The organism is Trinickia fusca (assembly GCF_003628145.1).
Taxonomy (GTDB): Bacteria; Pseudomonadota; Gammaproteobacteria; order Burkholderiales; family Burkholderiaceae; genus Trinickia; species Trinickia fusca.
Map to the genome: position 1 here is coordinate 960,829 of NZ_RBZV01000002.1, position 26,605 is coordinate 987,433.

Sequence of the window (26,605 nt, forward strand, 5' to 3'; positions counted from 1 at the left end):
CCATGAGTGAATTCGAATCGCGCATTTTAGCACGCGAGCTTTAACGTACCGTGTCGCCTACCAGTGCAATGCGACGCAGGGCGAGCGACGCCGCGGCGCACATCGCGAGGGATATGCCCCCGCACGCGCCCCAGCGCCGCGGTTACAATGCCGGCATTGGCCGCGCACCGCCTCGCGGGCGCTACTTTCCCTCATATGAGTCGCTTTTCGTCGTTTTCCAAGCCTTTCCGGCCGCCCAAACCGCAGCCCGTCGCCGAAGTACTGGGCCGCACGGATGTCTTTGCCGCGCTGCGCGCCGGTGTCGAACAGACGGCCGCGCTCCAGCGCGATCTCGCCGAACTGCTGCCCGACTACCTCGCCACCAGCGTCGAGCCCGGCTTGCTCAAGGACGGCTCGCTGGCGCTATTCACGGCGCATAGTGCGCTGGCCGCCCGCCTGCGGCACCTCGAGCCGCGCCTGCTCGCCGACTTGCAGCAGCGCGGCTGGAGCGTGCGCGCCTTGAGCGTGAAGGTCCGGCCGCGTCCCGCCAAGGAGCCTGACCCCGTGAAGCAAGCACGCATGACGCCGGCTGGCGCCGAAGCGCTGCACTCGCTCAGTGAAACGCTCGCCCCTTCGCCGCTTCAGGCGGCACTCGCGCGCATGGCCGCGCGTCACCGGCCGGGCGGCAGCGAAAAAAAATGAGCGGCGCAAGCGCCGCTCATTTTCGGATGCGCCGGCTGGCGGCGCATCGTTCGAATACCTACCTGGTTCGTCAGGCGAATGCCGTCTGCGTGTCGTAGCCGAAGCCACGCGGCGCCTTCTGCGCGTCGTCGAAGCTGACGATCTCGTAGGCGTCTTCATGCGCGAGCAATTCGCGCAGCAGGGCATTGTTGAGACCATGCCCCGACTTGTAAGCCGTGTACAACGCGAGCAGCGGCGCGCCGACGACGTAGAGATCGCCGATCGCATCGAGCATCTTGTGCTTCACGAACTCGTCGTCGTAACGCAGCCCGTCGTTGTTGAGGATGCGGTACTCGTCGAGCACGATCGCATTGTCCATGCTGCCGCCGCGCGCGAGGCCGAGCTCGCGCATCATCTCGACTTCATGCGCGAAGCCGAACGTACGCGCACGGGCGATCTCACGCACGTACGACGTCGTCGCGAAATCGACTTCGAGCGCCTGGCCGGTCTTGTTGACGGCGGGGTGGCTAAAGTCGATCGTGAACTTGAGTTTGAAGCCGAAGTACGGCTCGAGGCGCACGAACTTGTCGCCATCGCGCACTTCGACCGGCTTCGTGACCTTGAGGAACTTCTTCGGAGCGTTTTGCTCTTCGATCCCGGCCGACTGGATCAGGAACACGAACGACGCTGCGCTGCCGTCCATGATGGGGATTTCCTCGGCCGTGACGTCGACGTACAGATTGTCGATGCCGAGACCTGCGCACGCCGACATCAAGTGCTCGACCGTCGAGACGCGCACACCATCCTTCTGCAGCACCGAAGCAAGACGCGTATCGCCAATCGACAATGCCGAAGCCGGGATGTCGACGGGCGTCGGCAGATCGACGCGCGAAAACACGATGCCCGTGTTCGCTTGCGCGGGACGTAGCGTCAGCTCGACCTTGCGCCCGGAGTGCAGGCCGATGCCGACCGTCTTGACGATCGATTTGATTGTGCGTTGCTTCAGCATAGTGTCGGATCGATTGAAAAACTCAATCGGAATTTTTTATTCCATAGACGATATTATACCGCATTCGTCAGAGCCTGTCGTCGCGACGGACGTATCAATCTGTTTCCTCTGTTTACATTGACAAAAGAAACCGGGCCGGCACCGGAAGGGAGGCGTTTCCGGTTGCCGGCCCGTAACAAGACCGCCACAAAAATCAAAGCGGCCGTTGCCCGTGCGCAACGCCGAAGCGTTTCGCACCAGGGGCGATTGCTGAGCGCGCCTGCGCCCGCACTCCGTCGTCGACTTCGGATTGGCCGAACCCGCTCGAAACCCGGTGTCTTGACCACGCCGGTTTCGAACGCGCTTTCGCGTAACGCGCACACTGCCGCGTCGCGCGCCGGCTCATCCTGCCTTCACGGCGAGCGTTGCTGCGCTGGCCTCTACAGCCCAGGCGGCGACCGAGCACCGCGTGTCATGCGCATCGTGCCCGCGACGCGCCGACCGCGTTCCCGACGAACTTAACGCGCCAACCGCGCGCGCCTCGTTATCGGCTCGCTCGCTGCCATGCCCGTCTGTCGCACACCGTGCCGCCCGCGTGCGCGCGCCGGTTCGCACCGGCTCGTGCCGCGGCGCCCAAGCGTGCGCGCGCCGATAACCGTCCAGCCCGCTTCGCTAACGCGCTGCGGGTGCCGGCACCGGCGACTCGTCCGACGGGACGAGGCCGCTTTGCGCCATTACCGTTGATCACGCCCGACTCTTCTTGCGCTCAAGGCGCCGATTGTCCGTGCGTCGAAAAACGACGCGCGTCAGTCGGCTTGCTTGCGCAAGAACGCCGGGATGTCGTACGTGTCGACGCCCTTCTCCTGCAGCGCCTGCACGTGCGACGCAGCCGTTTCGCGCGAGTTGCGCCACACGGCCGGCGTATCGAACGAACCGTAATCGGTCGTGCTCGCATGCGTCGGCGCGCTGTAGCTGTGCTGCACGCTGACCGGCTGGTTGTCGGTGCCCGTGCGCAGCAGCGTCATCGGCGCCGATTGCTGCTTCTTCGCCGCGGTGACGGCCGTACGGCCCAGACCCGTTGCAACCACGGTCACGCGCAGCGCGTCGCCCATCGCGTCGTCGTACACGGCGCCGAAGATGACGGTCGCGTCTTCCGCAGCGTAGCTCTTGATCGTGTTCATCACTTCGCGCGTTTCCGACAGACGCAGCGAACGGCTCGACGTGATGTTCACGAGCACGCCGCGCGCGCCCGACAGATCGACACCTTCGAGCAGCGGGCTCGCCACGGCCTGCTCGGCCGCCAGACGCGCGCGATCGACGCCGGCCACGGTGGCCGTGCCCATCATCGCCTTGCCCTGCTCACCCATCACCGTCTTCACGTCTTCAAAGTCGACGTTCACGAGACCGTCGACGTTGATGATTTCGGCGATGCCGGCAACTGCGTTGTTCAGAACGTCGTCCGCGCACTGGAAGCACTTGTCCATCTCGGCGTCATCGCCCATCACCTCGAACAGCTTGTCGTTCAGGACGACGATCAGCGAGTCGACGTGATCCTCCAGTTGCTGCGAACCGGCTTCTGCCACACGCATGCGCTTGCCGCCTTCGAATTCGAAAGGCTTGCTCACGACGCCGACGGTCAGGATGCCCATTTCCTTCGCGATCTGGGCCACGACCGGCGCAGCACCCGTGCCGGTGCCGCCACCCATGCCTGCGGTGATGAACACCATATGTGCACCGCGCAGTGCATCGGCGATGCGCTCACGCGCTTCTTCCGCCGCGGCACGACCCATCTCGGGCTTCGCGCCGGCACCGAGGCCGGTGTTGCCGAGCTGAATCACGTGCGTTGCGCGCGCACGCGACAGCGCTTGCGCGTCGGTGTTCATGACGACGAAATCGACGCCCTGCACACCCTTGTTGATCATGTGCTGCACGGCATTGCCGCCAGCACCACCAACGCCTACCACCTTGATGATGGTGCCGTTGGTTTCCGTTTCCAGCATCTGGAATTCCATATTGCCTCCGTCAAGAGAAAAATCCTGCTCATCGGCCGTTATTCGACGGGGAATCGGGCCATCCCCCATCGCGCGCGAGCCGCCGGCACCCGCGCTTTGTCTGCAATCATCGTCAGAAGTTGCCGAGGAACCAGTCCTTCATGCGCGAGAAGACCTGCCCCATCGAACCCGACTGCACCGCCACCTTGCGACCGCGCATGCGTTGCGACGAACCCTCGACGAGCAGCCCCATCGCCGTCGAATAGCGCGGATTGCGCACGACGTCGGCGAGTCCGCCCGCGTACTCCGGCGCGCCGATGCGCACCGGCTTCAAGAAAATGTCCTCGCCGAGCTCGACCATGCCCGGCATCATCGATGCGCCGCCGGTCAGCACGATGCCCGAGCTCAGCAGCTCCTCGTAGCCCGACTCGCGCACGACTTGATGCACGAGCGAGAACAGCTCTTCGACACGCGGCTCGATGACCGCCGCCAGCGCCTGGCGCGACAGCGTGCGCGGCCCGCGCTCGCCGAGTCCGGGCACTTCGATCATCTCGTCGGGATCGGCCAACGCCTGTTTGGCGATGCCGTAACTGACCTTGATGTCCTCGGCGTCGGGCGTCGGCGTGCGCAGCGCCATCGCGATGTCGCTCGTGATCTGGTCGCCTGCGATCGGAATCACGGCCGTGTGGCGAATCGCGCCTTCGCTGAAGATCGCGATGTCGGTCGTACCGCCGCCGATATCGACCAGCACGACGCCGAGTTCCTTCTCGTCTTCCGTCAGCACCGCGAGCGACGACGCAAGCGGTTGCAGGATCAAATCGTTGACCTCGAGCCCGCAGCGTCGCACGCACTTGACGATGTTCTGCGCGGCCGAGACGGCGCCCGTGACGATGTGCACCTTCACCTCGAGGCGGATGCCGCTCATGCCGATCGGCTCGCGCACGTCCTCCTGCCCGTCGATGATGAATTCCTGCGTGAGGATGTGCAGCACCTGCTGATCGGTCGGGATGTTGATGGCCTTGGCCGTCTCGATCACGCGGGCCACATCGGCCTGCGTCACTTCCTTGTCCTTGATCGCGACCATCCCGCTCGAATTGAAGCTGCGGATATGACTGCCCGCGATGCCCGTGAAGACATTCGTGATCTTGCAGTCGGCCATCAGCTCGGCCTCTTCGAGCGCGCGCTGAATCGATTGGACGGTGGCCTCGATGTTCACCACCACGCCCTTCTTGAGCCCCTTCGATTCGCTTTGCCCGAGCCCGATCACCTCGTAATGGCCTTCGCCCCTCAACTCGGCGACGATGGCCACGACCTTGGCCGTGCCAATGTCGAGAGCAACCAGCAGGTCCTTGTAGTCTTTACTCATAGCGTGCTCATTGCGTGTGATCTCTTTATTACTTCGCCGCTTTGCCGGCATCCCCGATGAATCGCATTCCCGCTGCACGAATCGCAAAGCCGTTCGGATAGCGCAAGTCCGCGTATTCGATGTCCTTTCCCCAACGCCCGGTCACGGCCGTCCATGCCGCCGTGAGTCGCTTGCTGCGCTCGGCGAGCGTGGTCGGATTGCGTTCCCGGCCGTATTCGATCTGCGTGCCGTTCGACAGTTTCACGGTCCACGCATAGCGCGGCGACAACGTCACCTCGTCGGGTTCCGCCCCGAGCGGCGCGAGCCACTTCTTGAAGTCGACATAGCGCGCGACGACTTCCTTGGCCGTCCCGTTCGGGCCGTCGAACGCGGGCAGCGTCTGCTCGAGCTCGCCCTGATTCGCCGTGAACAACTCGCCGTCGACGCTCACGAGCTGATCGCTGCCCCAGGTTCCGAGCGGCTTGTACTCCTCGAGCGTGATCGCGAGCGCATTCGGCCACACGCGGCGCACGCTCGCGCGGCGCACCCACGGCATCTGCTCGAACTGCTGACGGGCCGCGTCGAGATCGACGGTGAAGAAGTTGCCCTTCAAGCGGCCGACGACGCCCGCGCGTACCGTCGGCGTGTTGATGTGCTCCGTGTCGCCATCGATGCTGATCACGCGCAACGCGAACGCCGGGCGCTGCGTGAGCCAGTAGCCGCTCGCCGCCAGCAGCACGAGCGCCAACAGCGCATAGAGCGCATTGGCGGCGAGGTTGAGCTGGCGAACGTTGTTCCACATGGCGCGCGCGTCAGTCCTTCAACGTCAGGGCCAGCACGGCCAGGACGAGTTCCTGGTAGCTGATGCCGACCGCGCGCGCCGCCTTCGGCGGCAACGAGTGATCGGTCATGCCCGGCGCCGTGTTGACTTCGAGGAAATAGACGTTGCCCGCCGCATCGGTCATGAAGTCGACGCGGCCCCAGTCGGTGCAACCCAGCGCGTCGAACGCGCGGCGCGCGAGCACCTTCACGCGCGACTCTTCGTCGGCGGGCATCCCGCACGGGATCAGGTACTGCGTATCGTCGGCGATGTACTTGGCGTGATAGTCGTAGAACTCGCCGGCCGGCACGATGCGGATCACGGGCAAATCGAGCTGGCCCGCGATGGACGTCGTGAACTCCGCGCCGCCTTCGATGCTCTTCTCGACGATGATGATCTTGTCGTACTTCGCCGCTTCTTCGAGCGCGGCGGGCAGCGCATCGGCCGTTTTCACTTTCGTGACGGCCACGCTCGAACCTTCGATCGCGGGCTTGACGAACAGCGGCAGGCCCAGCTTCGCGACGATGCCGGGCGCGCGTGCCGCGTAGTCGTCACCGCGCATGACGGTTTCGAACGGCGGCGTCGGCACGCCCAATTGTTCCCAGATCAGCTTCGTGCGGAACTTGTCGAGGCCCAGCGCCGAGCCGAGCACGCCACTGCCCGTGTAGGCAATGCCGTAGAAGTCGAGCGCGCCCTGCAGCTGCCCGTTCTCGCCATAGCCCCCGTGCAGCGCATTGAATGCGCGTGCGAAGCCCTCGTCCTTCAGGGCCGAGAGCGGACGCTCGGACGGGTCGAACGGATGCGCGTCGATGCCGGCTGCGAGCAGCGCCTCCGTGACGAGCCGGCCCGACTTGAGCGACACCTCGCGCTCGGCCGATTCCCCGCCGAGCAGCACCGCCACTTTGCCGAAACGCTTCGGATCGATACTGTTGCTCATTTCACACCTTCGAATCTTGTGCGAGTCGACCCGGCACCGTGCCGATCGATCCCGCCCCCATCGTGATCACTACGTCACCGTCGCGCACGAGCGTCGACAGCGCCTGTGGCACTTCGTCGATCGATTCGACGAAGACCGGTTCGACCTTGCCCGCCACGCGAATCGCGCGCGCGAGCGCACGGCCGTCGGCGGCGACGATCGGCGCTTCGCCGGCCGCATAGACCTCGGTCAACACGAGCGCATCCACGCTCGAGAGCACATTGACGAAATCCTCGAAGCAGTCGCGCGTGCGCGTATAGCGGTGCGGCTGGAACGCGAGCACGAGACGCTTGTCGGGAAACGCACCGCGCGCCGCCGCGATCGTCGCGGCCATCTCCACGGGGTGGTGGCCGTAATCGTCAACGAGCGTGTAGGTGCCGCCAGCGGCCGCGTCGATTTCGCCGTAGCGCTGGAAGCGCCGGCCCACGCCCGTGAATTCGGCAAGCGCTCGCTGGATATCGGCATCTGCGACTTCGAGTTCAGTCGCGATCGCGATGGCCGCCAGCGCGTTCTGCACGTTGTGCATGCCCGGCATGTTCAGCACGATGTCGAGCGACGGCGCATCCTCGCGCATCGCCGTGAAGTACATCTTGCCGTCGCGCGCGACGGTATTGACGGCGCGCACCTGCGCATCGGCCGCGAAGCCGTAGCGGATCACGGGCTTGGAGACGAACGGCAGGATCTCGCGCACGTTCGGATCGTCGACGCACAGCACGGCGATGCCATAGAACGGCAGGCGATGCGTGAATTCGATGAACGCCTGCTTGAGCCGCGCGAAATCGTGGCCGTAGGTATCCATGTGATCGGCGTCGATGTTCGTGACGACTTCGATCGTCGGCAGCAGATTCAGGAACGAAGCGTCGGATTCGTCGGCCTCGGCGACGATGAAGTCGCCGGTACCGAGCCGCGCGTTCGCGCCGGCGCTCGTGAGGCGCCCGCCGATCACGAACGTCGGATCGAGCCCGCCCGCGGCGAGCACGCTCGCCACCAGACTCGTCGTCGTGGTCTTGCCGTGCGTGCCGGCGATCGCGATGCCCTGCTTCAGGCGCATGAGCTCGGCGAGCATGACCGCGCGCGGCACGATCGGCACGCGCATGCGGCGCGCCGCGAGCACTTCGGGATTGTCGCTGCGCACGGCCGTCGACACGACGACGGCATCGGCACCTTCGATGTTGCTGGCGTCGTGACCGATCGCGATGCGCGCGCCGAGCGACGCGAGGCGCTCGGTCGAGCTGCTCTTCGCGAGATCGGAACCGCTGACGCAGTAGCCGAGATTGGCGAGCACTTCGGCGATACCGCTCATGCCCGCGCCGCCGATCCCGACGAAGTGAATGTGTTTGACGATGTGTTTCATTGCTTTCCTTCCTGGCGCGCGAGCGCGACGGCTGCGCACACCTGTGCGACGCGATCCGTGGCTTCGGGCTTCGCGAGCGCGCGCGCACGCTGCGCCATGTCCGCGAGCGACGCGCGCGTTTGACGGCGCAACCACTCGGCGAGTTTCTCGGGCGACAAGTCGCGTTGCTGCACGACGAGGGCCGCTTCCTGCGACGCCAGGAATTCGGCATTCGTCGTTTGATGATCGTCGACCGCATGCGGGAACGGCACGAACAGTGCCGCGGCGCCGATCGCCGAAATTTCGGCGACCGTCATCGCGCCCGAGCGGCAGATGACGAGATCGGCGTTCGCATAGGCAGCCGCCATGTCGTCGATGAACGGCACGAGCTGCACGCTCCCGTTCGGCTCCAAGCCGGCTTGCGCGTAGTTGGCGCGCAGGGCGTCGATATGCTTGGCCCCGGCCTGATGCACGATGTGCGGCCGCTCGTCGGGCGCCAACAGCGCAAGCGCGCGCGGCACGACTTCGTTGAGCGCCGCCGCCCCAAGGCTGCCGCCGACGACGAGCAAGCTCAAAGGACCGCTGCGGCGCGCGTAGCGTGCCTGCGGCTCCTCGGCATGCGTGAGCTCGTCACGCAGCGGATTGCCGGTCCATTCGGCGTTGGGCAGCGTCTCGGGGAAGGCCACGAGCACACGCCGCGCCAGCCGCGCGAGCACCTTGTTGGCGAGCCCGGCCACCGAGTTCTGCTCGTGCAGCACGAGCGGGCAGCCGGCAAGCGCCGACATCACACCGGCCGGGAACGTGATGTAGCCGCCCATGCCGAGCACGACGTCGGGCCGCACGCGCTTGAGCGCGCGACGGCTTTCGAGGCCGGCACGCAGCAGATTGAGCGGCAGCATCAGCTTGGTCTTGAGCCCCTTGCCGCGCAGGCCGCCAAATCGCACGAATTCCATCGGAATGCCGTGCTTGGGCACGAGCGACGCTTCCATACCGGCCGGGTTGCCCAGCCAGACGACGCGCCAGCCCCAGGCGCGCATGCGATGCGCCACCGCGAGCCCCGGGAACACATGCCCGCCGGTCCCACCGGCCATGACCATCAGTGTGCGTTGCGGTGTGGCGCTCATACCTTGCCTCCCCGCATCAGCACACGATTCTCGTAGTCCACGCGCATCAGTACGGCCAGCGCGACGCAATTGAGCACGATGCCCGAACCGCCGTAGCTCACGAGCGGCAGCGTGAGCCCCTTGGTTGGCAGCAAACCTAGATTCACGCCCATGTTGATGAATGTCTGCGCACCGAACCAAATGCCGATGCCCTTGGCCATGAGGCCCGCGAACGTGCGATCGAGCGCGAGCGCCTGACGCCCGATCTCGAACGAGCGCCGTACGATCCAGTAGAACAGCAGGATCACGACGAGCACGCCCACAAAGCCGAATTCCTCGCCGATCACGGCGAGGATGAAGTCGGTGTGCGCTTCAGGCAGGTAATTGAGCTTTTCGACACTGCCGCCGAGCCCGACGCCAAACCATTCACCACGACCGAAGGCGATGAGCGAGTGCGTGAGCTGATACGCCTTGCCCTGCGCGTAACGGTCATCCCACGGATCGAGGTAGGCGAAGATCCGCTCCCGCCGCCACGGCGAGGCCCACACCAGCAAGGTGAACGTGCCGACCGCCGTCGCGACCAGCCCGCCGAACAGCTTGCCGTTCACGCCGCCCAGGAACAGCACGCCCATCGCAATCGCGGCGATCACCATGAACGCGCCCATGTCGGGCTCGAGCAGCAACAGCATGCCGACCACGCCGACCGCGAACGCCATCGGCAGAAAGCCCTTCGCGAAGCTGTGCATGTACTCCTGCTTGCGCACCGTGTAGTTGGCCGCGTAGATCGTCACCGCGAGTTTCATGATCTCGGACGGCTGCATATTCATGAGCCCGAGCGGAATCCAGCGGCGCGCACCGTTGACGCCCTTGCCGATATGCGGGATCAGCACGATCACGAGTGCGATGAGCGCGACCAGGAAAAGCTTCGGCGCGAACTTGTCCCACACCGACACGGGGATGCGGAGCGTCACGACAGCCGCCATGGAAGCCACCATCAGCGAGGCGATGTGACGCACGAGGAATGCGTAGTCGTGATAGGCCGCGTACTTGGGCGAATCGGGCATCGCGATCGACGCCGAGTACACCATCACCACGCCCAGGCCCAGCAACGCGATGACGACCCACAGCAACGCGTGATCGTAATCGAGCATGCGCGAGCGCACGGGCCGCATACCGCTGACCGCGCTCGCGAGGCCGCCCGCCGACGTGGACGCCCCGCCAGACTGGCCACCGGCGGAGGCGTCGCGCGCGAACAGGCGCCGTGGACCGAAGCGATCGGACCAGTTCATAGGATCAATCCTCGCTCGGCCGCGATGTCCTCCACCGCGCTGCGGAACACCTCGGCGCGGTGCGCGTAGTTCTTGAACATGTCGAAGCTCGCGCAGGCCGGCGACAGCAGGACCGCGTCACCGGGTTCGGCCAGCGTACTCGCCGCGCGCGTGGCCGCTTCGAGCGTCGGGTGATCGACGAGCGCGATGCCGGTATCGGCCAGCGCAGCCCGAATGCGCGGCGCGTCGCGCCCGATCAGCATGACGGCACGGCACCAGCGCGCGACGGGACCCGCAAGCGGCTCGAACTCCTGCCCCTTGCCGTCGCCGCCCGCGATGAGCACCACGCGCTGGGCAAGGCCGTCGAGCGCGGCGACCGTCGCGCCGACGTTGGTGCCCTTGCTGTCATCGACGTAATCGACGCCGCCGACCGTTGCGATGACCTCGACGCGATGCGGCTCGCCGCGATACTCGCGCAGGCCGTGCAGCAGCGGCGCGGCCGGCAGGTCGATCGCACGTGCCAACGCGAAGGCCGCCAGCGCGTTCGCCGCGTTGTGCAGGCCGCGGATGCGCAGCGCATCGGCCGGCATCAGGCGCCTGATCGTGAGATCGATGGGCGCGCTCGCCTCCTGCTTGCGGCGGCGCGTCGACGTGGTTTCGTCGAGCGGATCGCGCTCGTATGCCTGCACGAGCCAATTGATCCCGTTCTCGCGCGCGAGGCCGTAGTCGCCCACGCGCGTCGGCTCGTTCAGGCCAAACGTGACGAGCGGCGCGCCACTGTCCGCCGCGGGCGCGAGCGTCATCGTGCGCGCGTCGTCGCGGTTCAGCACACGCACCGTGCGCGGCCCGAAGATGCGTCCCTTGGCCGCGGTATAAGCGTCGATGCCGCCATGCCAGTCGAGGTGATCCTGCGTGATGTTCAGCACGGCTGCCGCGTCGGGCGCGAACGAGTGCGACGTCTCGAGCTGAAAGCTCGACAGTTCGAGCACCCACACGTCGGGCAACGCGGTGACGTCGATCGCTTCCGCGAGCTTGTCGAGCATGGCCGGGCTGATGTTGCCAGCCACGGCGACCTGCTTGCCTGCACGTTCGCACAGCAGTCCCGTGAGACTCGTCGTCGTCGTCTTGCCGTTGGTGCCCGTGATCGCGACGACCTTCGGGCTATAGCCGCTCGTGCCCAGGTGCCGGAGCGCCTGCGCGAAAAATTCGAGCTCGCCCCACACCGGGATGCCACGCGAGCGCGCGCTCTCGATCAGCGGCCGCAAATCGTCCGCGAGCGGCGACAGCCCCGGGCTCAACGCGACGAGCTCGATGCCGCCATCGAGCAACGAGGGCGAAAACGCGCCGCCGACGAACTCGCAATCGATGCCGTGCGCGGCAAGCGCAGGCAGGTTCGGCGGCGCCTCGCGCGTATCGGCCACGCGCACGCGGCACCCGTGGCGCGCACACCAGCGCACCATCGCAAGGCCCGATTCACCGAGCCCCAGCACGAGTACCATCGGCCCTTGCCGATCCGCAAACATCTCGCCAAACATCGCTTGCTTTCCCTTTCCTTTAGCGCAACTTGAGCGTCGACAGGCCGATCAGGCACAGCATCAACGTGATGATCCAGAAGCGGACGACGACCTGCGTCTCCTTCCAGCCCGACAATTCGAAATGGTGGTGCAACGGCGCCATCTTGAAGATGCGCCGCCCTTCGCCGAAGCGCCGCTTCGTGTACTTGAACCAGGTCACCTGCAACATCACCGACAGCGTCTCGGCCACGAAAATGCCGCCCATGATGAACAGCACGATCTCCTGACGCACGATCACGGCGACGGTACCCAGCGCGCCGCCGAGCGCGAGCGCACCGACGTCGCCCATGAACACCTGCGCCGGGTGGGTGTTGAACCACAAGAACGCCAGGCCCGCGCCGCCCATTGCCGAGCAGAATATGAGGAGTTCACCGGCACCGGGAATGTGCGGAAAGAGCAGGTACTTGGAATAGACCGAACTACCCATGACGTACGCGAACACGCCAAGCGACGCGCCCACGAGCACGACGGGCATGATGACGAGCCCGTCGAGCCCGTCGGTCAGGTTCACGGCGTTGCTCGCGCCGACGATCACGAAGTAGGTCAGCGCAATGAAGCCCCACACGCCGAGCGGATAGCTGATCGACTTCAGGAACGGCAGCATGAGGTCGGCACGCGCGGGCAGCCCCATCGACAGCCCGCTGCGAACCCACGCCATGAACAGGTCGAACACGCGCACGTTGCTCGCCTCCGACACGCTGAACGCGAGGTACACGGCGGCGAACAGGCCGATCACCGATTGCCAGAAATACTTCTCGCGCGACGACATGCCGCGCGGGTCCTTGTAGACCACCTTGCGATAATCGTCGACCCAGCCGATCACGCCGAAGCCGAACGTCACGAGTATCACGATCCAGATGAAGCGATTGGTGAGGTCGGCCCACAGCAGCGTCGACACGGCGATGCCGATCAAGATCAGCACGCCGCCCATCGTCGGCGTGCCCGACTTCACGAGGTGCGTTTGCGGGCCGGTCGTGCGCACGGCCTGACCGACCTTCATCTCGGTCAGCTTGCGGATCACCCACGGGCCGCACACGAGCCCGATCGTGAGCGCGGTGATGGTCGCCATCACCGCCCGAAACGTCAGATAACTGAACACGCGCAAAAAGCTTGCGTCGTTTTGCAGCCATTGCGCCAGCACCAGCAACATGCTCGTCCTTCTCTTTCAATGCGCACCGGGCACGGCGCCCGGCGCAGGGGGTTGCGATTCGATCAGTGCGTCGACGATGCGTTCCATCCGCATGAAGCGCGAGCCCTTCACAAGCAGCGTCGCACCTGCGCCGAAGCCGGCTTGCAGCAGGTGCTCGATGAGGACAGTCAGGTCGTCGAAATGATGGGCTTGCGCGCCCGCCGCGGCCGGCTCCGTCTGGCTGCCCGCAGCGTCGAACGCGCGGCACGCATCGCGGCTCGCCTCGCCGAACGCATACAGCGCCGAGAGACCTCGTTCGCGCGCATACGCGCCAATCTCGCGATGAAACTCCGGACCCTGGTCACCGACTTCGCCCATGTCGCCCATCACGAGCACACGCGGTGCCGGTTGCGCGGCGAGCACGTCGATGGCCGCGCGCATCGAATCCGGATTCGCGTTGTAGGTGTCGTCGATGACGGTCGCGCCCGCGAGCGTGCCGCGCGCGGCGCGCTTGGCTTGCAGGCGTCCCTTCACAGGCGTGAACGCCTCGAGCCCGCGACGGATGGCGTCGAGCGGCACGTTGGCGGCCAGCGCAGCGGCGGTGGCCGCCAGCGCGTTGCGCGCGTTGTGCTCGCCGAGCACCTGCAACGTGGCTTCGAACACGCCCGACGGTGTCTCGACCCGCAAACGGTTGCGCACGAGTTCGCCGATGACGGCCGCCGCCGGTTGGGCGGCGCTCCGTAGCGCGAAGTCGATCACGCGATTGCCCGTCGCCGCGACGCGCCAGATGCCGGCATAGGCATCGTCGGCCGGGAACACGGCGATGCCGTCCGGGCCGAGCGCGTGGATCACGCTCGCATGCTCGAGCGCGACCGCTTCGACGGTCGCCATGAACTCCTGATGCTCGCGCTGTGCATTGTTGACGAGCGCGATCGTCGGTTCGGCGAGCTTGGCGAGCAGCGCCGTTTCACCGGGATGGTTCATGCCGAGCTCGACGACGGCGAGCTGGTGCGCATCGCTCAAGCGCAGCAGCGTGAGCGGCAGGCCCACGTCGTTGTTCAGATTACCGGCCGTCGCGAGACGTGCGGCCTCACCGCAGGCTTGCGCAAAAATCGACGCGATCATCTCCTTGACCGTCGTCTTGCCGTTGCTGCCCGTGACGGCCACGAGCGGCCGCGTGAAGCGACGGCGCCAGCCACGCGCGAGTTCGCCGAGCGCCGCACGCGTGTCAGGTGCGACGAGCGACGGCACCTGCCAGTCGGCCGGTACATGCGAAACGAGCACGGCGCTCACGCCGCGCGCAGCCACGTCCGGCAGGAAGTCGTGCGCATCGAAGCGCTCGCCCTTGAGCGCGACGAACAGGTCGCCGGGGCCTGCTGTACGGCTGTCGGTGCTGACGCGATCGAATGTTGCGGCCGCGTCGCCCTGCACCGATGCGCCGTCGATGACTTGTGCCGCGTCGGCCAGCGAGAACATCGTCATTGCTCGCCTCCGCGCGCGTGCGTCGCCCGCGCTGCCAGTGCGAGGCGTGCGTGATCCTGATCGGAGAAGACGCGTTTCTTGCCCATGATTTCCTGTGTCGCTTCGTGCCCCTTGCCGGCCAGCACGACGACGTCGTCGCGCGCCGCGCCGCGCACGGCCTGCAGAATCGCGCCTGCTCGATCCTCGATGCGTCGTGCGCGGCTCGCGTCCTGCATGCCGCCGACGATCTGCTCGATGATCGATTGCGGATCCTCGCTGCGCGGGTTGTCGCTGGTGACGACGACCACATCGGCCAGCCGTTCCGCGATCGCGCCCATCCGCGGCCGCTTGGTCGCATCGCGATCGCCGCCGCAGCCGAACATGCACACGAGCTGGCCGCCGCGCGCCTGCGCGATCGGGCGCAGCGCATCGAGCGTCTTCTCGAGTGCATCGGGCGTGTGCGCGTAATCGACGACGACGAGCGGCTCGTCGTGCTGCAAGCGGCCACCCAGACGCTGCATGCGCCCGTTCACGGACTCGAGCTTGGCGAGCTGCGCGAGCGCCGCGGCCAGCGGCACGTCCGCGGCCAGCAGCGCGCCGAGCACGCCGAGCAGATTGCTGACGTTGAACGCGCCGAGCGTCGCGACTTCGACGTCGGCGTCACCCCAATCGGAAGACAGATGGAACGCGGTGCCCGTAGCGGTCGCGCGCACGTCCGTGGCGATGAGCCGCGCGTCGGCTGCCGGTTCGTCGGCGATCGCGTCGATGCCGTAAGCAATCGTGCGCACGCGGCCTCGCGTGGCCGCGATGAGCTTGCGACCCGCCGCATCGTCGCGATTGACGATGGCGGCGCGCAGCCCGGGCCAGGCGAACAGGCGCGCCTTCGCGGCTTCATACGCCTCGAAGGTGCGGTGATAGTCGAGGTGGTCTTGCGTCAGATTCGTGAACAGCGCGATATCGAACGCCGTCCCGTTCGCGCGGCCCTGGTGCAACGCATGCGACGACACTTCCATCGCTACGGCGCGCGCGCCGGCGCTGGCCAGCTGCGCCAGGCTGCGTTGCAGTTGCGGCGCATCGGGCGTCGTAAAACCGGTGTGCACGAGCTGGCCCGGCATCCCGCTGCCGAGCGTGCCGATGACGGCGCACGGCGTACCGAGCGCCGTGAGCGCCGCGGCGATCCATTGCGAGCACGACGTCTTGCCGTTCGTGCCCGTCACGCCGACGGCCAGCATCGTTTCGCTCGGCGATCCGTACCAGCGGCTCGCGATCTCGCCGGCAAGCGCATCGAGCGCCGGTACGGCAAGCGCGTGCGCGGCGTCGACGGTGCCCCCGAAACCTTCGGGCTGATACAGCACGGCCGCGGCACCCGCTGCAAGCGCACGGTCGATGTGAAGACGATTGTCTGCGCCGTCGACGGCGTACGCGAGAAACACGTCGCCGGCCGCCAGCGTGCGCGTATCGGCGTGCAGGTTGGCGCCGGGCGCGACACGTGCGCGCAGCCAGTCGAGCGCATCGGCGACGAGCCGATCGGTATGAGGATCGCGGGGCGCGCTCATCGAATGACTCCAGGGTGATTGCGCGCATCGGCCGACACCGTCATCGTCTTTTCGGACGACGGCGCAGCCGTCTTGGCAGTGTCGTCGGAGACGACGAGCTGCTTCACAGGCATGTCAGGCGGCACGTTCAGCGAACGCAGCGTATCGCCGACGATCGCCGAGAACACGGGACCCGACACGTAACCGCCGAAGTGGCTGCCGGCCGTCGGTTCGTCGATCGACACGGCCACCACGATGCGCGGGTTGGGCATCGGCGCCATGCCGACGAACGACGCGCGGTATTTCGAATGATCGTAGCCGCGGCCCGCCTGCTTATACGCGGTACCGCTCTTGCCGCCGACGCGATAGCCGGGGACCGCCGCTTCGGGCGAGGTCCCGGCAGACGACACGACGCTCTCGAGCATCGTGCGCACTTCACGCGCGGTGGTCGGCGAAAAGATCTGCGGCCCCGACGCCGGCTGGTTCGAGTCGTCCTTGAAAATTGTGACGGGCACGAACTGCCCGTCGTGCGCGATGGCCGTGTAGGCGCGTCCGAGCTGAAACAGCGACACCGACAGACCGTAGCCGTACGACATCGTCGCCTGCTCGATGCGCCGCCAGCTCTTCCATGGCCGCAGGCGGCCCGCCGCTGCGCCCGGAAATCCGATCTTCGGTGCCTGCCCGAACCCGATGCTCGTATACATATTCCACATCTCTTCGGGCTTGAGCGTCATCGCGATCTTGGTCGCGCCGATGTTGCTCGACTTCTGGATCACGCCGCCCACCGTCAGAACGCCGAAGCCACTGTCGTCGGTGATCGGCGCGCCGTCGAGCACGAAGTGGCCGTTGCCCGTGTCGACGAGCGTCGTCGGCGAGACACGGTGCAGATCGAGCGCGAGCGACACCGTAAGCGGCTTCATGATCGAGCCCGGCTCGAACACATCGGTCAGGATACGATTGCGCAGCTGCTCGCCGGTCAGGTGCGAGCGATCGTTCGGGTTGTAGGTCGGATAGTTGACCAGCGACAGCACTTCGCCCGTGCGCACGTCGATGACCATCGCCGCGCCGGCCTTCGCCTTCGATTTCTCGACTGCCGCCTTCAGGTTCGCGTAAGTGATGTACTGGATCTTGCTGTCGATCGACAGCTCCACGTCCTTGCCGTTGTGCGGCACCACCTGCTGATCGACATCCTCGATGATGTGGCCGATGCGGTCCTTGATGACGTGCCGCATGCCGGGCGTGCCAACGAGGCTCTTCTGATCGCCGAGCTCGACGCCTTCCTGCCCCTCGTCCTCGACGTTCGTGAAGCCGATCAGGTGCGCCGTGATCTCGCCTTCGGGGTAGAAGCGCTTGTACTCGTCGCGCTGATAAATACCGGGCACGCCGAGCGCTATGACCTTGTCGGCCACGTCGACCGGCACCTGGCGCTTCACGTAGACGAACGTCTTGTCGCCCGACAGCTTGGCGCGCAGCTCCGCGCTCGGCATGCCGAGTAGCGAGCTCAGCGCGTTCAACTTGTCGGCGCCGAGATCGTCGGGCACCGACTCGGGAATCGCCCAAATGGCGCGGACGGGCAGGCTCGTAGCGAGCACGAGCCCGTTGCGGTCGAGAATCTTGCCGCGCGTGGCCGCCAGTTCGATCGTACGCCGATAGCGGCTATCGCCTTGCTTCTGATAGAAGGCGTTGCCGGGGCCTTGAATCCAGAAGGCGCGCGCCGTCAGCGCGACGAACGCCATGAACAACAGGAACACGACGAGCTTGGAGCGCCACATCGGCAGACGCACGGATAGCACCGGGCTCGCCGAGAACGTGACGCGCTTGCGGTTCGACGCGTTTTTCATCGCGCGCCTCCGCGGTTGGCCGATTTGACAGAGGCAGGGACGGCAGCGCTCGCGCGCGCCGGTTGTTTCGCCGCTGGCCTGCCTGCGCGCCCCTGCGCGGGCGCGCTTGCCACGGCGACGGGGATCGGCGCCTCGGCCGCGACGCTCGCGCCGGGGGCGAGCGTCAGATATTGCGTGCCGCCCGTCGCGACCGCCTGCATCTTCAGCGAGGCGGTGGCCACCTGCTCGATGCGGGAAGTCTTGGACAGCGCGCTTTGCTCATATTGAAGCTGCGCATAGTCCTGTTGCAACTGACGCTCTTCCGATTGCGCGCGCTCGAGCTGCACGAACAGGCGCCGCTGCTGGTTCGTCGCATTGACGACCGACAGAGCACAACCGAGGACAACGATCAGCAGGAAGATGTTGAGGCGGCTCATGGCGCGACGCGCTCCGCGACGCGCATGACCGCCGAGCGGGCACGCGGATTGGCCTCGACTTCAGCGGCGCTGGCAAAGACCCGGCCGATGATTTTGAGCGGCGGTTGGGGCAGATCGACGGCGCGAATCGGCAAGCGACGATCGACCGCAGGCGCACTCGCGTGCGTCTGCATGAATCGCTTCACGATTCGATCCTCGAGCGAATGAAAGCTGATGACCACCAGCCGCCCCCCTTGCTCCAACAACGACAATGCCGCCTCTAAAACGACTTGCAGCTCCGCAAGCTCTTGATTGACGTGAATCCGTATAGCCTGAAAGGTGCGGGTTGCCGGGTCCTTACCCTTCTCGCGTGTTTTGACGGCGTGAGCCACGATTTCGGCAAGCTCCCGCGTGGTGACGAGAGGCCCAAGACGGTCGGACTCTGCCCGGCGAGCAATAAGCGCCTTTGCAATCTGAACAGCAAACCGTTCTTCCCCATAATCTCGAATCACCTCCGTCAGTTCCTGCTGCGTCGCCCGCGCGAGCCAGTCGGCCGCGGACTCGCCGCGCGTCGGGTCCATCCGCATATCGAGCGGGCCGTCGGCACGAAAGCTGAACCCCCGCTCGGGAGCATCAAGCTGCGGCGACGACACGCCCAGATCCAGCAACACGCCCGAGAGCCGCTCGATGCCGCGCGCCGCGATGGACGGCGCAAGCGATGCGAAGCTCTCATGCACGATCTCGAAACGCGGGTCGGCAATGCGCTGCGCCGTCGCGATCGCTTCGGGATCCTTGTCGAAGGCGATCAGGCGCCCCGCTGCGCCGAGCTTCGCGAGCACCGCACGGCTGTGCCCGCCGCGCCCGAACGTGCCATCGGCATACACGCCATCCGCGCGTGTCACCAGCGCATCGACCGCTTCTTCGAGCAGCACCGTCTGGTGCTGCAATTCGTTTCCCATCGCAGCGTCCTTGTTCCTACCCGCGATCAGAACGTGAAATTCTTCAGCGCGTCGGGCATGCCCTGCGCCATTGCCGCTTGCTCCTTGGCTGCATAGGTCTGTGCATCCCACAGCTCGAAGTGGCTACCCATACCCAGCAACATGATTTCCTTTTCGAGGCCCGCGGCCATGCGCAGCTCCGGCGATACGAGGATGCGGCCTGCACTGTCGAGGTCGACGTCGGAGGCATTACCGAGAAAGATCCGGCGCCACCAATGGGCGTCCATCGGCAGCGCGGCGATTTTCGTGCGGAAAATTTCCCATTCGGGGCGCGGAAAGAGAAGCAGGCAGCCGTCCGGGTGCTTGGTCAGCGTCACCCGTCCTTGTGCTTCGCCTTGCAGCGCTTCGCGATAGCGAGAAGGCACCGACATCCGGCCTTTCGCATCAAGCGTCAGCGCCGACGCCCCTTGGAACACTCTCTTTTCCCCCGCCCTGCTCGTCCGGAAAATCCGTTCGAAATGGTCCGATCAATCCACAAAAATACACTTTCTCACACTGTCTCCCACTTTAGAGGAACACCCCAAACCGGTCAAGGGAGAAACGGCTTTTTTCGACGAATTTTGTTTGTAAGAACAAGGACTTACGCGCGACCGTTCACGCAGCATGCAAAAATGGAAAAACGTTAAAAATGAATGGACTACTGCATGTTGTGAAGGTGATACGTGAGAAGCGGGCAGCAAATGCGTGAGCGGGAAGTGGTTCTGCGGGAGAAGCGGGAGGGCGAAAGCGAGATGATCGACCGGCTAAACAACGATCGGGCGACGCTGGCGCGCCACCCGGATATCGGCATTACACGTAATAAGCAGTGCGCGTCATGACTTTCGAGGCCGCTCGCATCACTGCGCGAATCGGCATCGGCAATTCCACGCCACCCGCATCGATTGCCGACTTGCCGTGCGCGACCTCGTCGACGCGCATCTGCTCGACAATTGCGCGCGACTGCGCATCGGACTCCGGCAGCATCTTCAAATGCCCTTCGAGATGGCGCTCGACCTGACGCTCCGTCTCGGCCATGAAGCCAAGGCTCACCTTGTCGCCGAGGCTGCCGGCCGCCAGACCGATCGCAAGCGCGCCGGCATACCACAGCGGATTGAGCAGACTCGGGCGCGAGTCGAGCGATTGGAGCCGCTGCGCGGTCCAGGCGAGGTGATCTTCCTCCTCGCGCGCCGCGTGCTCGAACGCCTCCTTGAGCGCCGGCGAGCGCGTTGCGAGCTTTTGCGCTTGATACAGTGCCTGCGCGCAAATCTCACCGACGTGATTGACGCGCATGAGCCCTGCCGAGTGGGCGCGCTCGGGGAGCGTCATTTCGGTCGTCGCCTGAGCCGACGGCACCGGGCGGCTCATCCGGCTCACGCCAGCCATCGAGCGCAGGCCTCGGTCAAATTCGGTGATCAACTCGTCCAGCGTCATCCAATTCTCCAATGTGCGCCGACATGGCTTCGCATTGCACGAAGCGCATCGACGCCGCCGCCCCGTTGCTCGGGAATGGCCTATCGCCTGATCAATTCGGCGTAAGCGGCGGCTAATCGTGGATTTTAGACGATGTTGGATAGCCGGGGACAGCGCCGGCGCATTTCAAACGGCCGCAAACTGCTGTTTGCGGCCGTCATGCGACTACCCGTCACACGTTGCGCTCGGCCCCAACGGGCGCCGCGCTCTTTGCCTCGGCACGGGGCTCGCGCAATTCGCGCCGCAAAATCTTGCCGACGTTGCTCTTGGGCAGTTCCGTGCGGAACTCGATGATCCTCGGACGCTTATAGCCGGTCAGCTGTTCCTTGCAGAATGCGAGGACATCCGCCTCGGTCAGCGCAGGATCCTTCTTGACGATGACGAGCTTGACGGCCTCGCCCGAATGCTCGTCGGGCACGCCGACCGCGGCCACCTCGAAGACGCCGGGGAGCTTGGCCACGACGTCCTCGATTTCGTTCGGATAAACATTGAAGCCCGACACGAGGATCATGTCCTTCTTGCGATCGATGATCTTCACGTAGCCGCGCTCGTCCATCACGCCGATATCGCCGGATTTGAAGAAACCGTCGGCCGTCGTGACCTTCGCCGTCTCGTCAGGGCGATTCCAGTAGCCGGCCATCACTTGCGGGCCGCGGATGCAGATTTCGCCCGGCTGGCCCAGCGCGACCTCGTTGCCGTCGTCATCGCGAATCGATACTTCGGTCGAAGGCAGCGGCATGCCGATCGTCCCGCTGTATTCGGTTGCCGTCACCGGATTGCAGACAGCCGACGGCGACGTTTCCGAAAGGCCGTACCCTTCGACGATCGGCACGTGGGTCGCCTCGTACCACCGCTTGGCCACAGCCTCCTGCACAGCCATGCCGCCCGCATTGGCGCACAACAGCTTCGAGAAGTCGAGCTTCGCGAAGTCGGGATGGTTCAGCATGGCGTTATAGAGCGTGTTGACGGCCGGGAACGTATTGATCGCGTAACCCTGCAACTGCTTGATCATGCCGCCGATGTCGCGCGGATTCGGAATCAGGATGCCGATACCGCCCGTGCGCATCGTCAGCAGGCAGCACACGGTAAGCGCATAGATGTGATACAGCGGCAGGGCGATGACGTTGACGATCTGATCGACGTCGTCGCGTTTCGTGGCGGGCTCGTGCCATGCCGCCGATTGCAGCACGTTCGCGACGATGTTGCCGTGCGTGAGCGTGGCGCCCTTTGCCACCCCGGTCGTACCGCCCGTGTACTGGAGAAATGCGATATCCGAGCGTGTCAGTGGCGCGGGCGTGAACGTTCGGCTCGCACCGTCGGCCAGGGCGTCATTGAATTTGACGTGCCCGGGCAGATCCCACGCCGGCACCATCTTCTTCACGCGCCGCACGACGAAGTTGACGATGAGGCCCTTGACGCCCATCAGGTCGCCCATCGACGCGACGACGACATGCTTGATCGCCGTATTGCGCACGACCGACTGCAACGTCACCGCGAAGTTCTCGAGCAGCACGATCGCCTCGGCGCCGCTGTCCTTGAGCTGATGTTCGAGCTCGCGCGGCGTGTAAAGCGGATTGACGTTCACGACCACGTAGCCCGCGCGCAGGATCGCGGCGAGCGCCACCGGGTATTGCAGCACGTTCGGCATCATGATCGCAACGCGTGCGCCGCGTGCGAGCCCCCTCGACTGCAACCAGGCGGCGAACTTGCGCGACATCGCGTCCAGTTCGCCATAAGTAATCGACTTGCCCATGCAGACGAACGCGCGCCGATCGCTGTAGGTGCGGAAAATCTCATCGAGCAATTCGGCGGCGGAGGCGTATTGCGTCGCGTCGATTTCGGCTGGGACGCCGGGCGGATACGACTTCAACCAGATTTTTTCCATGCGGCGTCTCCCCTACTTTTCGAATGGTCGTGCTAAAAACCGCATCGTAGCGGGTCGCCCCGCATGAGACAACCGGATTAGATACCGACTTCCAACTTCTATCTGTGCGCCATCATGCGCGTTCGACCTCGACGAGACAGTCGTAGAACGTGGCCGAGCCGCCCAGATCAGTCAGCGCTTGGCTCGTGACTTCGTTGGCATTGCGCCCGTCCGGCGAGAGCTTCTTCCACCAGATCGACAATCCGACAACGACGCCCTGCTTGGCGCGCTCGGTCACGCGTGCCCGCGCCGTCATTGAGCCGCGGTCATTGAAGATGCGCACGGCTTGGCCGTCTTCGATGGCGCGCGCGCCCGCATCGATCGGATGAATATCGAGATGCGGCTCCCCCTCGGTCAAACGCAGGCTCTCGACATTGACGAACGTGCTGTTGAGGAAGTTGCGCGCCGGCGGCGAAATCATCGCGAGCGGATAGCGCGCAGCCAGTTCGGGTGAACCGTCGATCGATTCGTAGGGCGGCAGATAATCAGGTACTGGATCCTCGCCCGCCTTCTCGAGCAGCGTGCTCACGAACTCACACTTGCCCGACGGCGTACGAAAGCCGCCTTCGGCTAACGGCGCATCGGGCAGCTTCAGCTGTACCCAGCCTTTGTCGTTGAGCGTCTGCCAATCGACGCCTTCGAGTGCCGCATTGCCCCAAACGAGTGCAGCACGCGCGACGTCTTCGTCGCTCTCATACAGTGCCGGTTCGTCGATACCCATGCTGCGTGCGATGCCGCGAAAGATTTCGCTGTTCGGCCGAGCCTCACCGACCGGTGCGATCGCGGGCTGGTTGATCATCACGTGCGTGTGGCCATACGACTTGTGAATGTCGAAATGCTCGAGCTGGGTCGTGGCCGGCAAGATGAGGTCGGCATAGTCCGCAGTGTCGGTCTGGAAGTGCTCGAGCACGATGGTGAAGAGGTCTTCGCGTGCAAACCCTGCGGCCACGCGCGCCGAATCGGGCGCAACGGCGACCGGATTCGAGTTGTAGACGATCAGCGCTTCGACTTTCGGACCAAAGGCTGCATCGCCGGGATGCAGCAGCGCGTCGCCGATCGCATTCATATTGATGATGCGCGGCAACGCCGACGGCCACCCGGGAATCAGATCCGGCCGTTGCAACGCGTTCAAATCGAGCGGCGCCCACCCCGACGACGACAGCAGCAAGCCGCCTGCGCGATCACGCCACGCACCGGTCAGCGACGGTAGACAAGCAATCGCACGTGTCGCGTTGCCCCCTCCGCGTACGCGTTGCATGCCATAGTTCAGACGAATGGCCGATTTACGCGTGCGACCGTAAAGCCGCGCGAGCTCGACGAGTTCCTGCTCGTCGACACCGCAAATTTGCGCGACGCGCGCAGGCGGATACGCCATCGCCCGCTCCTTCAATGCCTCGAAGCCGAGCGTGTGATCGGCAATGTACGCATGATCGAGCAGGCCCTCGGTGATGAGGACATGCATCATGCCCAGCGCGAACGCACCATCGGTACCGGGACGCAGTGCGATGTGTTGATGGCATTTCTCGGCGGTCAGCGATCGATACGGGTCGATCGCGACGAGTCGGGCCCCGCGGCGCTTGGCCGCCTGCGCACGCGTCCAGAAGTGCAGGCTCGACGCGATCGGATTCGCGCCCCAAATCAATATCAGGTCGCTTTCGTCGAAGAACTCGACGTGCATGCCGATGCTGCCGCCATACGTGTATTTGAGTCCGGCCGCGCCTGCTGCGGCGCAGATCGTGCGGTCGAGCCGCGAAGCCCCGAGCTTATGAAAGAAACGCTGAGCGACGCCGTCACCCTGCACGAGACCCATCGTGCCTGCATAGCTGTACGGCAGGACGGCTTGGGGCTCGCGCCGCACGATCTCGGAAAGACGCGCGGCAGCCAACGTGAGCGCCTCATCCCAGCTGATCGGCTCGAATCGCCCTTCACCTTTGGGTCCGACACGCTTGAGCGGAGTCGTCAATCGCTGTGGGTGATGCACGCGTTCTGCGTAGCGGCTCACCTTCGTGCATAAGACGCCCTGAGTCGGTGGATGATCGGGATCGCCGATCACTTTGACCGCTTTGCCGTTTTCGACGGTGACGCGCATCGCGCAAGTATCCGGGCAATCGTGCGGACATACGGCGCGGGCAAATTCGGTGGGGGCGTTCATGGTGGTCATCCCAAGCAGCGGCGATTCGATTCAGCTCGCAATTTTATACGCTCATCCGCCATACCCGTGGCGAATCGTCGCGAAGGGAGTCAGCGTAGAATGACTTGACTGGCTCGCCTTGCGCGGGCCCAGAGTGAGTGCGCTACAAGGGATCGAAGTTAGTGCTGAAGCACTAACTCCGGTCGACAGCTGAGGCGCCGACTCTGGCCGAGATGTCCTCAATGAATCCGATCCAACGTCAATAGAAAGTCGAACGCATCATGAAACTCATTCCAGAAGTGATAGCCGCGCGAGACGAAATCCAATCCCTCCGACGAACGATCCACGCCCACCCCGAATTGCGCTACCAGGAAGTGCGCACGGCGGACCTCGTTGCGCAAAGCCTCGAACAATGGGGCATCGAAGTCCATCGCGGACTGGGCAAGACAGGTGTGGTGGGCGTATTGAAGCGTGGCACGAGCCAGCGATCGATCGGCCTTCGCGCCGATATGGATGCGCTGCCGATCCAGGAGCTCAACAGCTTTGAGCATCGCTCGCAGGAAACGGGAAAGATGCATGCGTGCGGCCATGACGGCCATACGGCCATGCTGCTCGGCGCGGCGCAGTACCTGGCGAAGCATGGCCAGTTCGACGGAACCGTCGTGTTCATCTTTCAACCGGCGGAGGAAGGCGGCGCGGGCGCGCGTGCCATGATCGACGACGGGTTGTTCACGCAGTTTCCTGTCGACGCGGTGTTCGGCCTGCACAACTGGCCAGGCATGCCGGCAGGCTCGTTCGGCGTGATCGAAGGGCCGATCATGGCCTCGAGCAACGAATTTCGCATCGAAATCAAAGGCGTCGGCGCTCATGCTGCGCTACCGCACAATGGCCGCGATCCCGTGTTCGCTACGGTTCAGGTCGCGAATGGGCTGCAAAGCATCATTACGAGAAACAAGAAACCGATCGACACTGCGGTGTTGTCGATCACGCAGATTCATGCCGGTGATGCACTCAACGTGATACCCGACACGGCGTGGCTAGCCGGCACGGTGCGAACGTTTACGGTAGAAACGCTCGACCTTATCGAAGCAAAGATGCGCAAGATCGCCGAAGCGACGGCTTCGGCCTACGACTGCTCGGCCACGATCACCTTCAATCGCAACTATCCGCCGACGATCAATAGTCCTGAAGAAACGCGTTTCGCTGTGGACGTCATGCGGAAAATCGTCGGCTACGACAACGTCGACGACGCGACGGAGCCCACCATGGGCGCCGAAGATTTTTCATTCATGCTGCAGGCGAAGCCAGGCTGCTATGCGTTCCTCGGCAATGGCGACGGCGCGCATCGCGAAACCGGACACGGCGCAGGCCCGTGCATGCTTCACAACGCCAGCTACGACTTCAACGATGAATTGCTGCCGGTTGGCTCGACGTATTGGGTGCGCTTGGCGCAGCGTTATCTGTCTTCGTCGGCAACGATTTGATTGGATTGGGGCGCATCGTGCTACTCGAGCGAGTAGCACGGGTAGCTTTAGCGGTGGGATCGAGTTTTTTGAGGCCGTAAAAGCACAAACCCCCGGGGCTTGGATAAGCGCACCGGGGGTTTGTCGATTGGGGAGCCTGACGATTACCTACTTTCACACGGGAATCCGCACTATCATCGGCGTGGAGTCGTTTCACGGTC

At 64.8% G+C, this 26,605-nt stretch carries 20 protein-coding genes and 1 pseudogene; 2 read left to right on the plus strand and 19 right to left on the minus strand.

Going from position 1 to position 26,605, the window contains the following annotated elements:
• Nucleotides 1–195: 195 nt before the first annotated feature.
• On the plus strand, nt 196–681 hold the full coding sequence (locus tag D7S89_RS09115; protein WP_121277272.1) for a DciA family protein: 486 nt from the start codon (nt 196–198) through the stop codon (nt 679–681).
• Between the two features lie 70 nt (nt 682–751).
• Here the strand turns inward: D7S89_RS09115 and lpxC are convergent, their stop codons facing one another.
• The 19 genes and pseudogenes from lpxC to D7S89_RS09210 all read right to left on the minus strand — a co-directional run bounded on the left by lpxC (nt 752) and on the right by D7S89_RS09210 (nt 24,942).
• Nucleotides 752–1,669: a UDP-3-O-acyl-N-acetylglucosamine deacetylase gene (gene lpxC / locus D7S89_RS09120; RefSeq protein WP_121277273.1), complete on the minus strand. Its 918-nt coding sequence runs from the start codon at nt 1,667–1,669 to the stop codon at nt 752–754.
• 785 nt (nt 1,670–2,454) lie between these two features.
• Entirely contained in the window at nt 2,455–3,660 is a 1,206-nt protein-coding gene (ftsZ, locus tag D7S89_RS09125) for a cell division protein FtsZ (RefSeq protein ID WP_121277274.1), read from the minus strand.
• 112 nt (nt 3,661–3,772) lie between these two features.
• Nucleotides 3,773–5,005 carry a cell division protein FtsA gene (ftsA, locus tag D7S89_RS09130; protein WP_121277275.1) on the minus strand — a complete coding sequence of 411 codons (1,233 nt, stop codon included), beginning with the start codon at nt 5,003–5,005 and terminating at the stop codon, nt 3,773–3,775.
• Nucleotides 5,006–5,033: 28 nt separating this feature from the next.
• Nucleotides 5,034–5,786: a cell division protein FtsQ/DivIB gene (locus D7S89_RS09135; protein ID WP_121277276.1), complete on the minus strand. Its 753-nt coding sequence runs from the start codon at nt 5,784–5,786 to the stop codon at nt 5,034–5,036.
• Between the two features lie 10 nt (nt 5,787–5,796).
• Nucleotides 5,797–6,741 carry a D-alanine--D-alanine ligase gene (locus D7S89_RS09140; protein ID WP_121277277.1) on the minus strand — a complete coding sequence of 315 codons (945 nt, stop codon included), beginning with the start codon at nt 6,739–6,741 and terminating at the stop codon, nt 5,797–5,799.
• A gap of 1 nt (nt 6,742) precedes the next feature.
• Nucleotides 6,743–8,134, minus strand: coding sequence for a UDP-N-acetylmuramate--L-alanine ligase (gene murC, locus D7S89_RS09145; RefSeq protein ID WP_121277278.1), 1,392 nt, complete (start codon nt 8,132–8,134; stop codon nt 6,743–6,745).
• Nucleotides 8,131–9,237 carry an undecaprenyldiphospho-muramoylpentapeptide beta-N-acetylglucosaminyltransferase gene (murG, locus tag D7S89_RS09150; RefSeq protein WP_121277279.1) on the minus strand — a complete coding sequence of 369 codons (1,107 nt, stop codon included), beginning with the start codon at nt 9,235–9,237 and terminating at the stop codon, nt 8,131–8,133. Before murG ends, murC begins: the two co-directional genes overlap by 4 nt.
• Nucleotides 9,234–10,505, minus strand: coding sequence for a putative lipid II flippase FtsW (gene ftsW / locus D7S89_RS09155; protein ID WP_121277280.1), 1,272 nt, complete (start codon nt 10,503–10,505; stop codon nt 9,234–9,236). The genes murG and ftsW overlap by 4 nt, the downstream gene beginning before the upstream one ends.
• Entirely contained in the window at nt 10,502–12,007 is a 1,506-nt protein-coding gene (gene murD / locus D7S89_RS09160) for a UDP-N-acetylmuramoyl-L-alanine--D-glutamate ligase (protein WP_121277384.1), read from the minus strand. The genes ftsW and murD overlap by 4 nt, the downstream gene beginning before the upstream one ends.
• A 31-nt stretch (nt 12,008–12,038) precedes the next feature.
• Nucleotides 12,039–13,208, minus strand: a complete 1,170-nt coding sequence (gene mraY / locus D7S89_RS09165) for a phospho-N-acetylmuramoyl-pentapeptide-transferase (protein ID WP_121277281.1) — start codon at nt 13,206–13,208, stop codon at nt 12,039–12,041.
• Between the two features lie 15 nt (nt 13,209–13,223).
• Nucleotides 13,224–14,669 (minus strand): UDP-N-acetylmuramoyl-tripeptide--D-alanyl-D-alanine ligase, encoded by a 1,446-nt coding sequence (locus D7S89_RS09170; RefSeq protein ID WP_121277282.1) that lies wholly within the window; start codon nt 14,667–14,669, stop codon nt 13,224–13,226.
• Nucleotides 14,666–16,204 (minus strand): UDP-N-acetylmuramoyl-L-alanyl-D-glutamate--2,6-diaminopimelate ligase, encoded by a 1,539-nt coding sequence (locus D7S89_RS09175; RefSeq protein WP_121277283.1) that lies wholly within the window; start codon nt 16,202–16,204, stop codon nt 14,666–14,668. The genes D7S89_RS09170 and D7S89_RS09175 overlap by 4 nt, the downstream gene beginning before the upstream one ends.
• Nucleotides 16,201–18,024, minus strand: coding sequence for a peptidoglycan D,D-transpeptidase FtsI family protein (locus D7S89_RS09180; protein ID WP_121277284.1), 1,824 nt, complete (start codon nt 18,022–18,024; stop codon nt 16,201–16,203). The genes D7S89_RS09175 and D7S89_RS09180 overlap by 4 nt, the downstream gene beginning before the upstream one ends.
• A gap of 107 nt (nt 18,025–18,131) precedes the next feature.
• A pseudogene (ftsL, locus tag D7S89_RS09185) lies at nt 18,132–18,440 on the minus strand (cell division protein FtsL); the annotation flags it as partial.
• On the minus strand, nt 18,437–19,378 hold the full coding sequence (gene rsmH, locus D7S89_RS09190; protein ID WP_121277286.1) for a 16S rRNA (cytosine(1402)-N(4))-methyltransferase RsmH: 942 nt from the start codon (nt 19,376–19,378) through the stop codon (nt 18,437–18,439). The pseudogene ftsL and the gene rsmH, both read right to left, overlap by 4 nt.
• Nucleotides 19,379–19,404: 26 nt before the next feature.
• Entirely contained in the window at nt 19,405–19,833 is a 429-nt protein-coding gene (gene mraZ, locus D7S89_RS09195; RefSeq protein WP_121277287.1) for a division/cell wall cluster transcriptional repressor MraZ, read from the minus strand.
• Nucleotides 19,834–20,206: 373 nt separating this feature from the next.
• A complete protein-coding gene (gene coq7 / locus D7S89_RS09200) occupies nt 20,207–20,827 on the minus strand; it encodes a 2-polyprenyl-3-methyl-6-methoxy-1,4-benzoquinone monooxygenase (protein WP_121277385.1) in 621 nt (206 codons plus the stop codon).
• A gap of 211 nt (nt 20,828–21,038) precedes the next feature.
• On the minus strand, nt 21,039–22,751 hold the full coding sequence (locus D7S89_RS09205; RefSeq protein ID WP_121277288.1) for a long-chain fatty acid--CoA ligase: 1,713 nt from the start codon (nt 22,749–22,751) through the stop codon (nt 21,039–21,041).
• 112 nt (nt 22,752–22,863) lie between these two features.
• The gene (locus D7S89_RS09210; RefSeq protein ID WP_121277386.1) at nt 22,864–24,942 is read right to left on the minus strand and encodes a molybdopterin-containing oxidoreductase family protein; all 2,079 of its coding nucleotides are present in this window, start codon (nt 24,940–24,942) and stop codon (nt 22,864–22,866) included.
• A gap of 260 nt (nt 24,943–25,202) precedes the next feature.
• Here D7S89_RS09210 and D7S89_RS09215 point away from each other — a divergent pair, with 260 nt between their 5' ends.
• Nucleotides 25,203–26,405, plus strand: a complete 1,203-nt coding sequence (locus D7S89_RS09215) for a M20 aminoacylase family protein (protein WP_121277289.1) — start codon at nt 25,203–25,205, stop codon at nt 26,403–26,405.
• Nucleotides 26,406–26,605 lie beyond the last annotated feature (200 nt).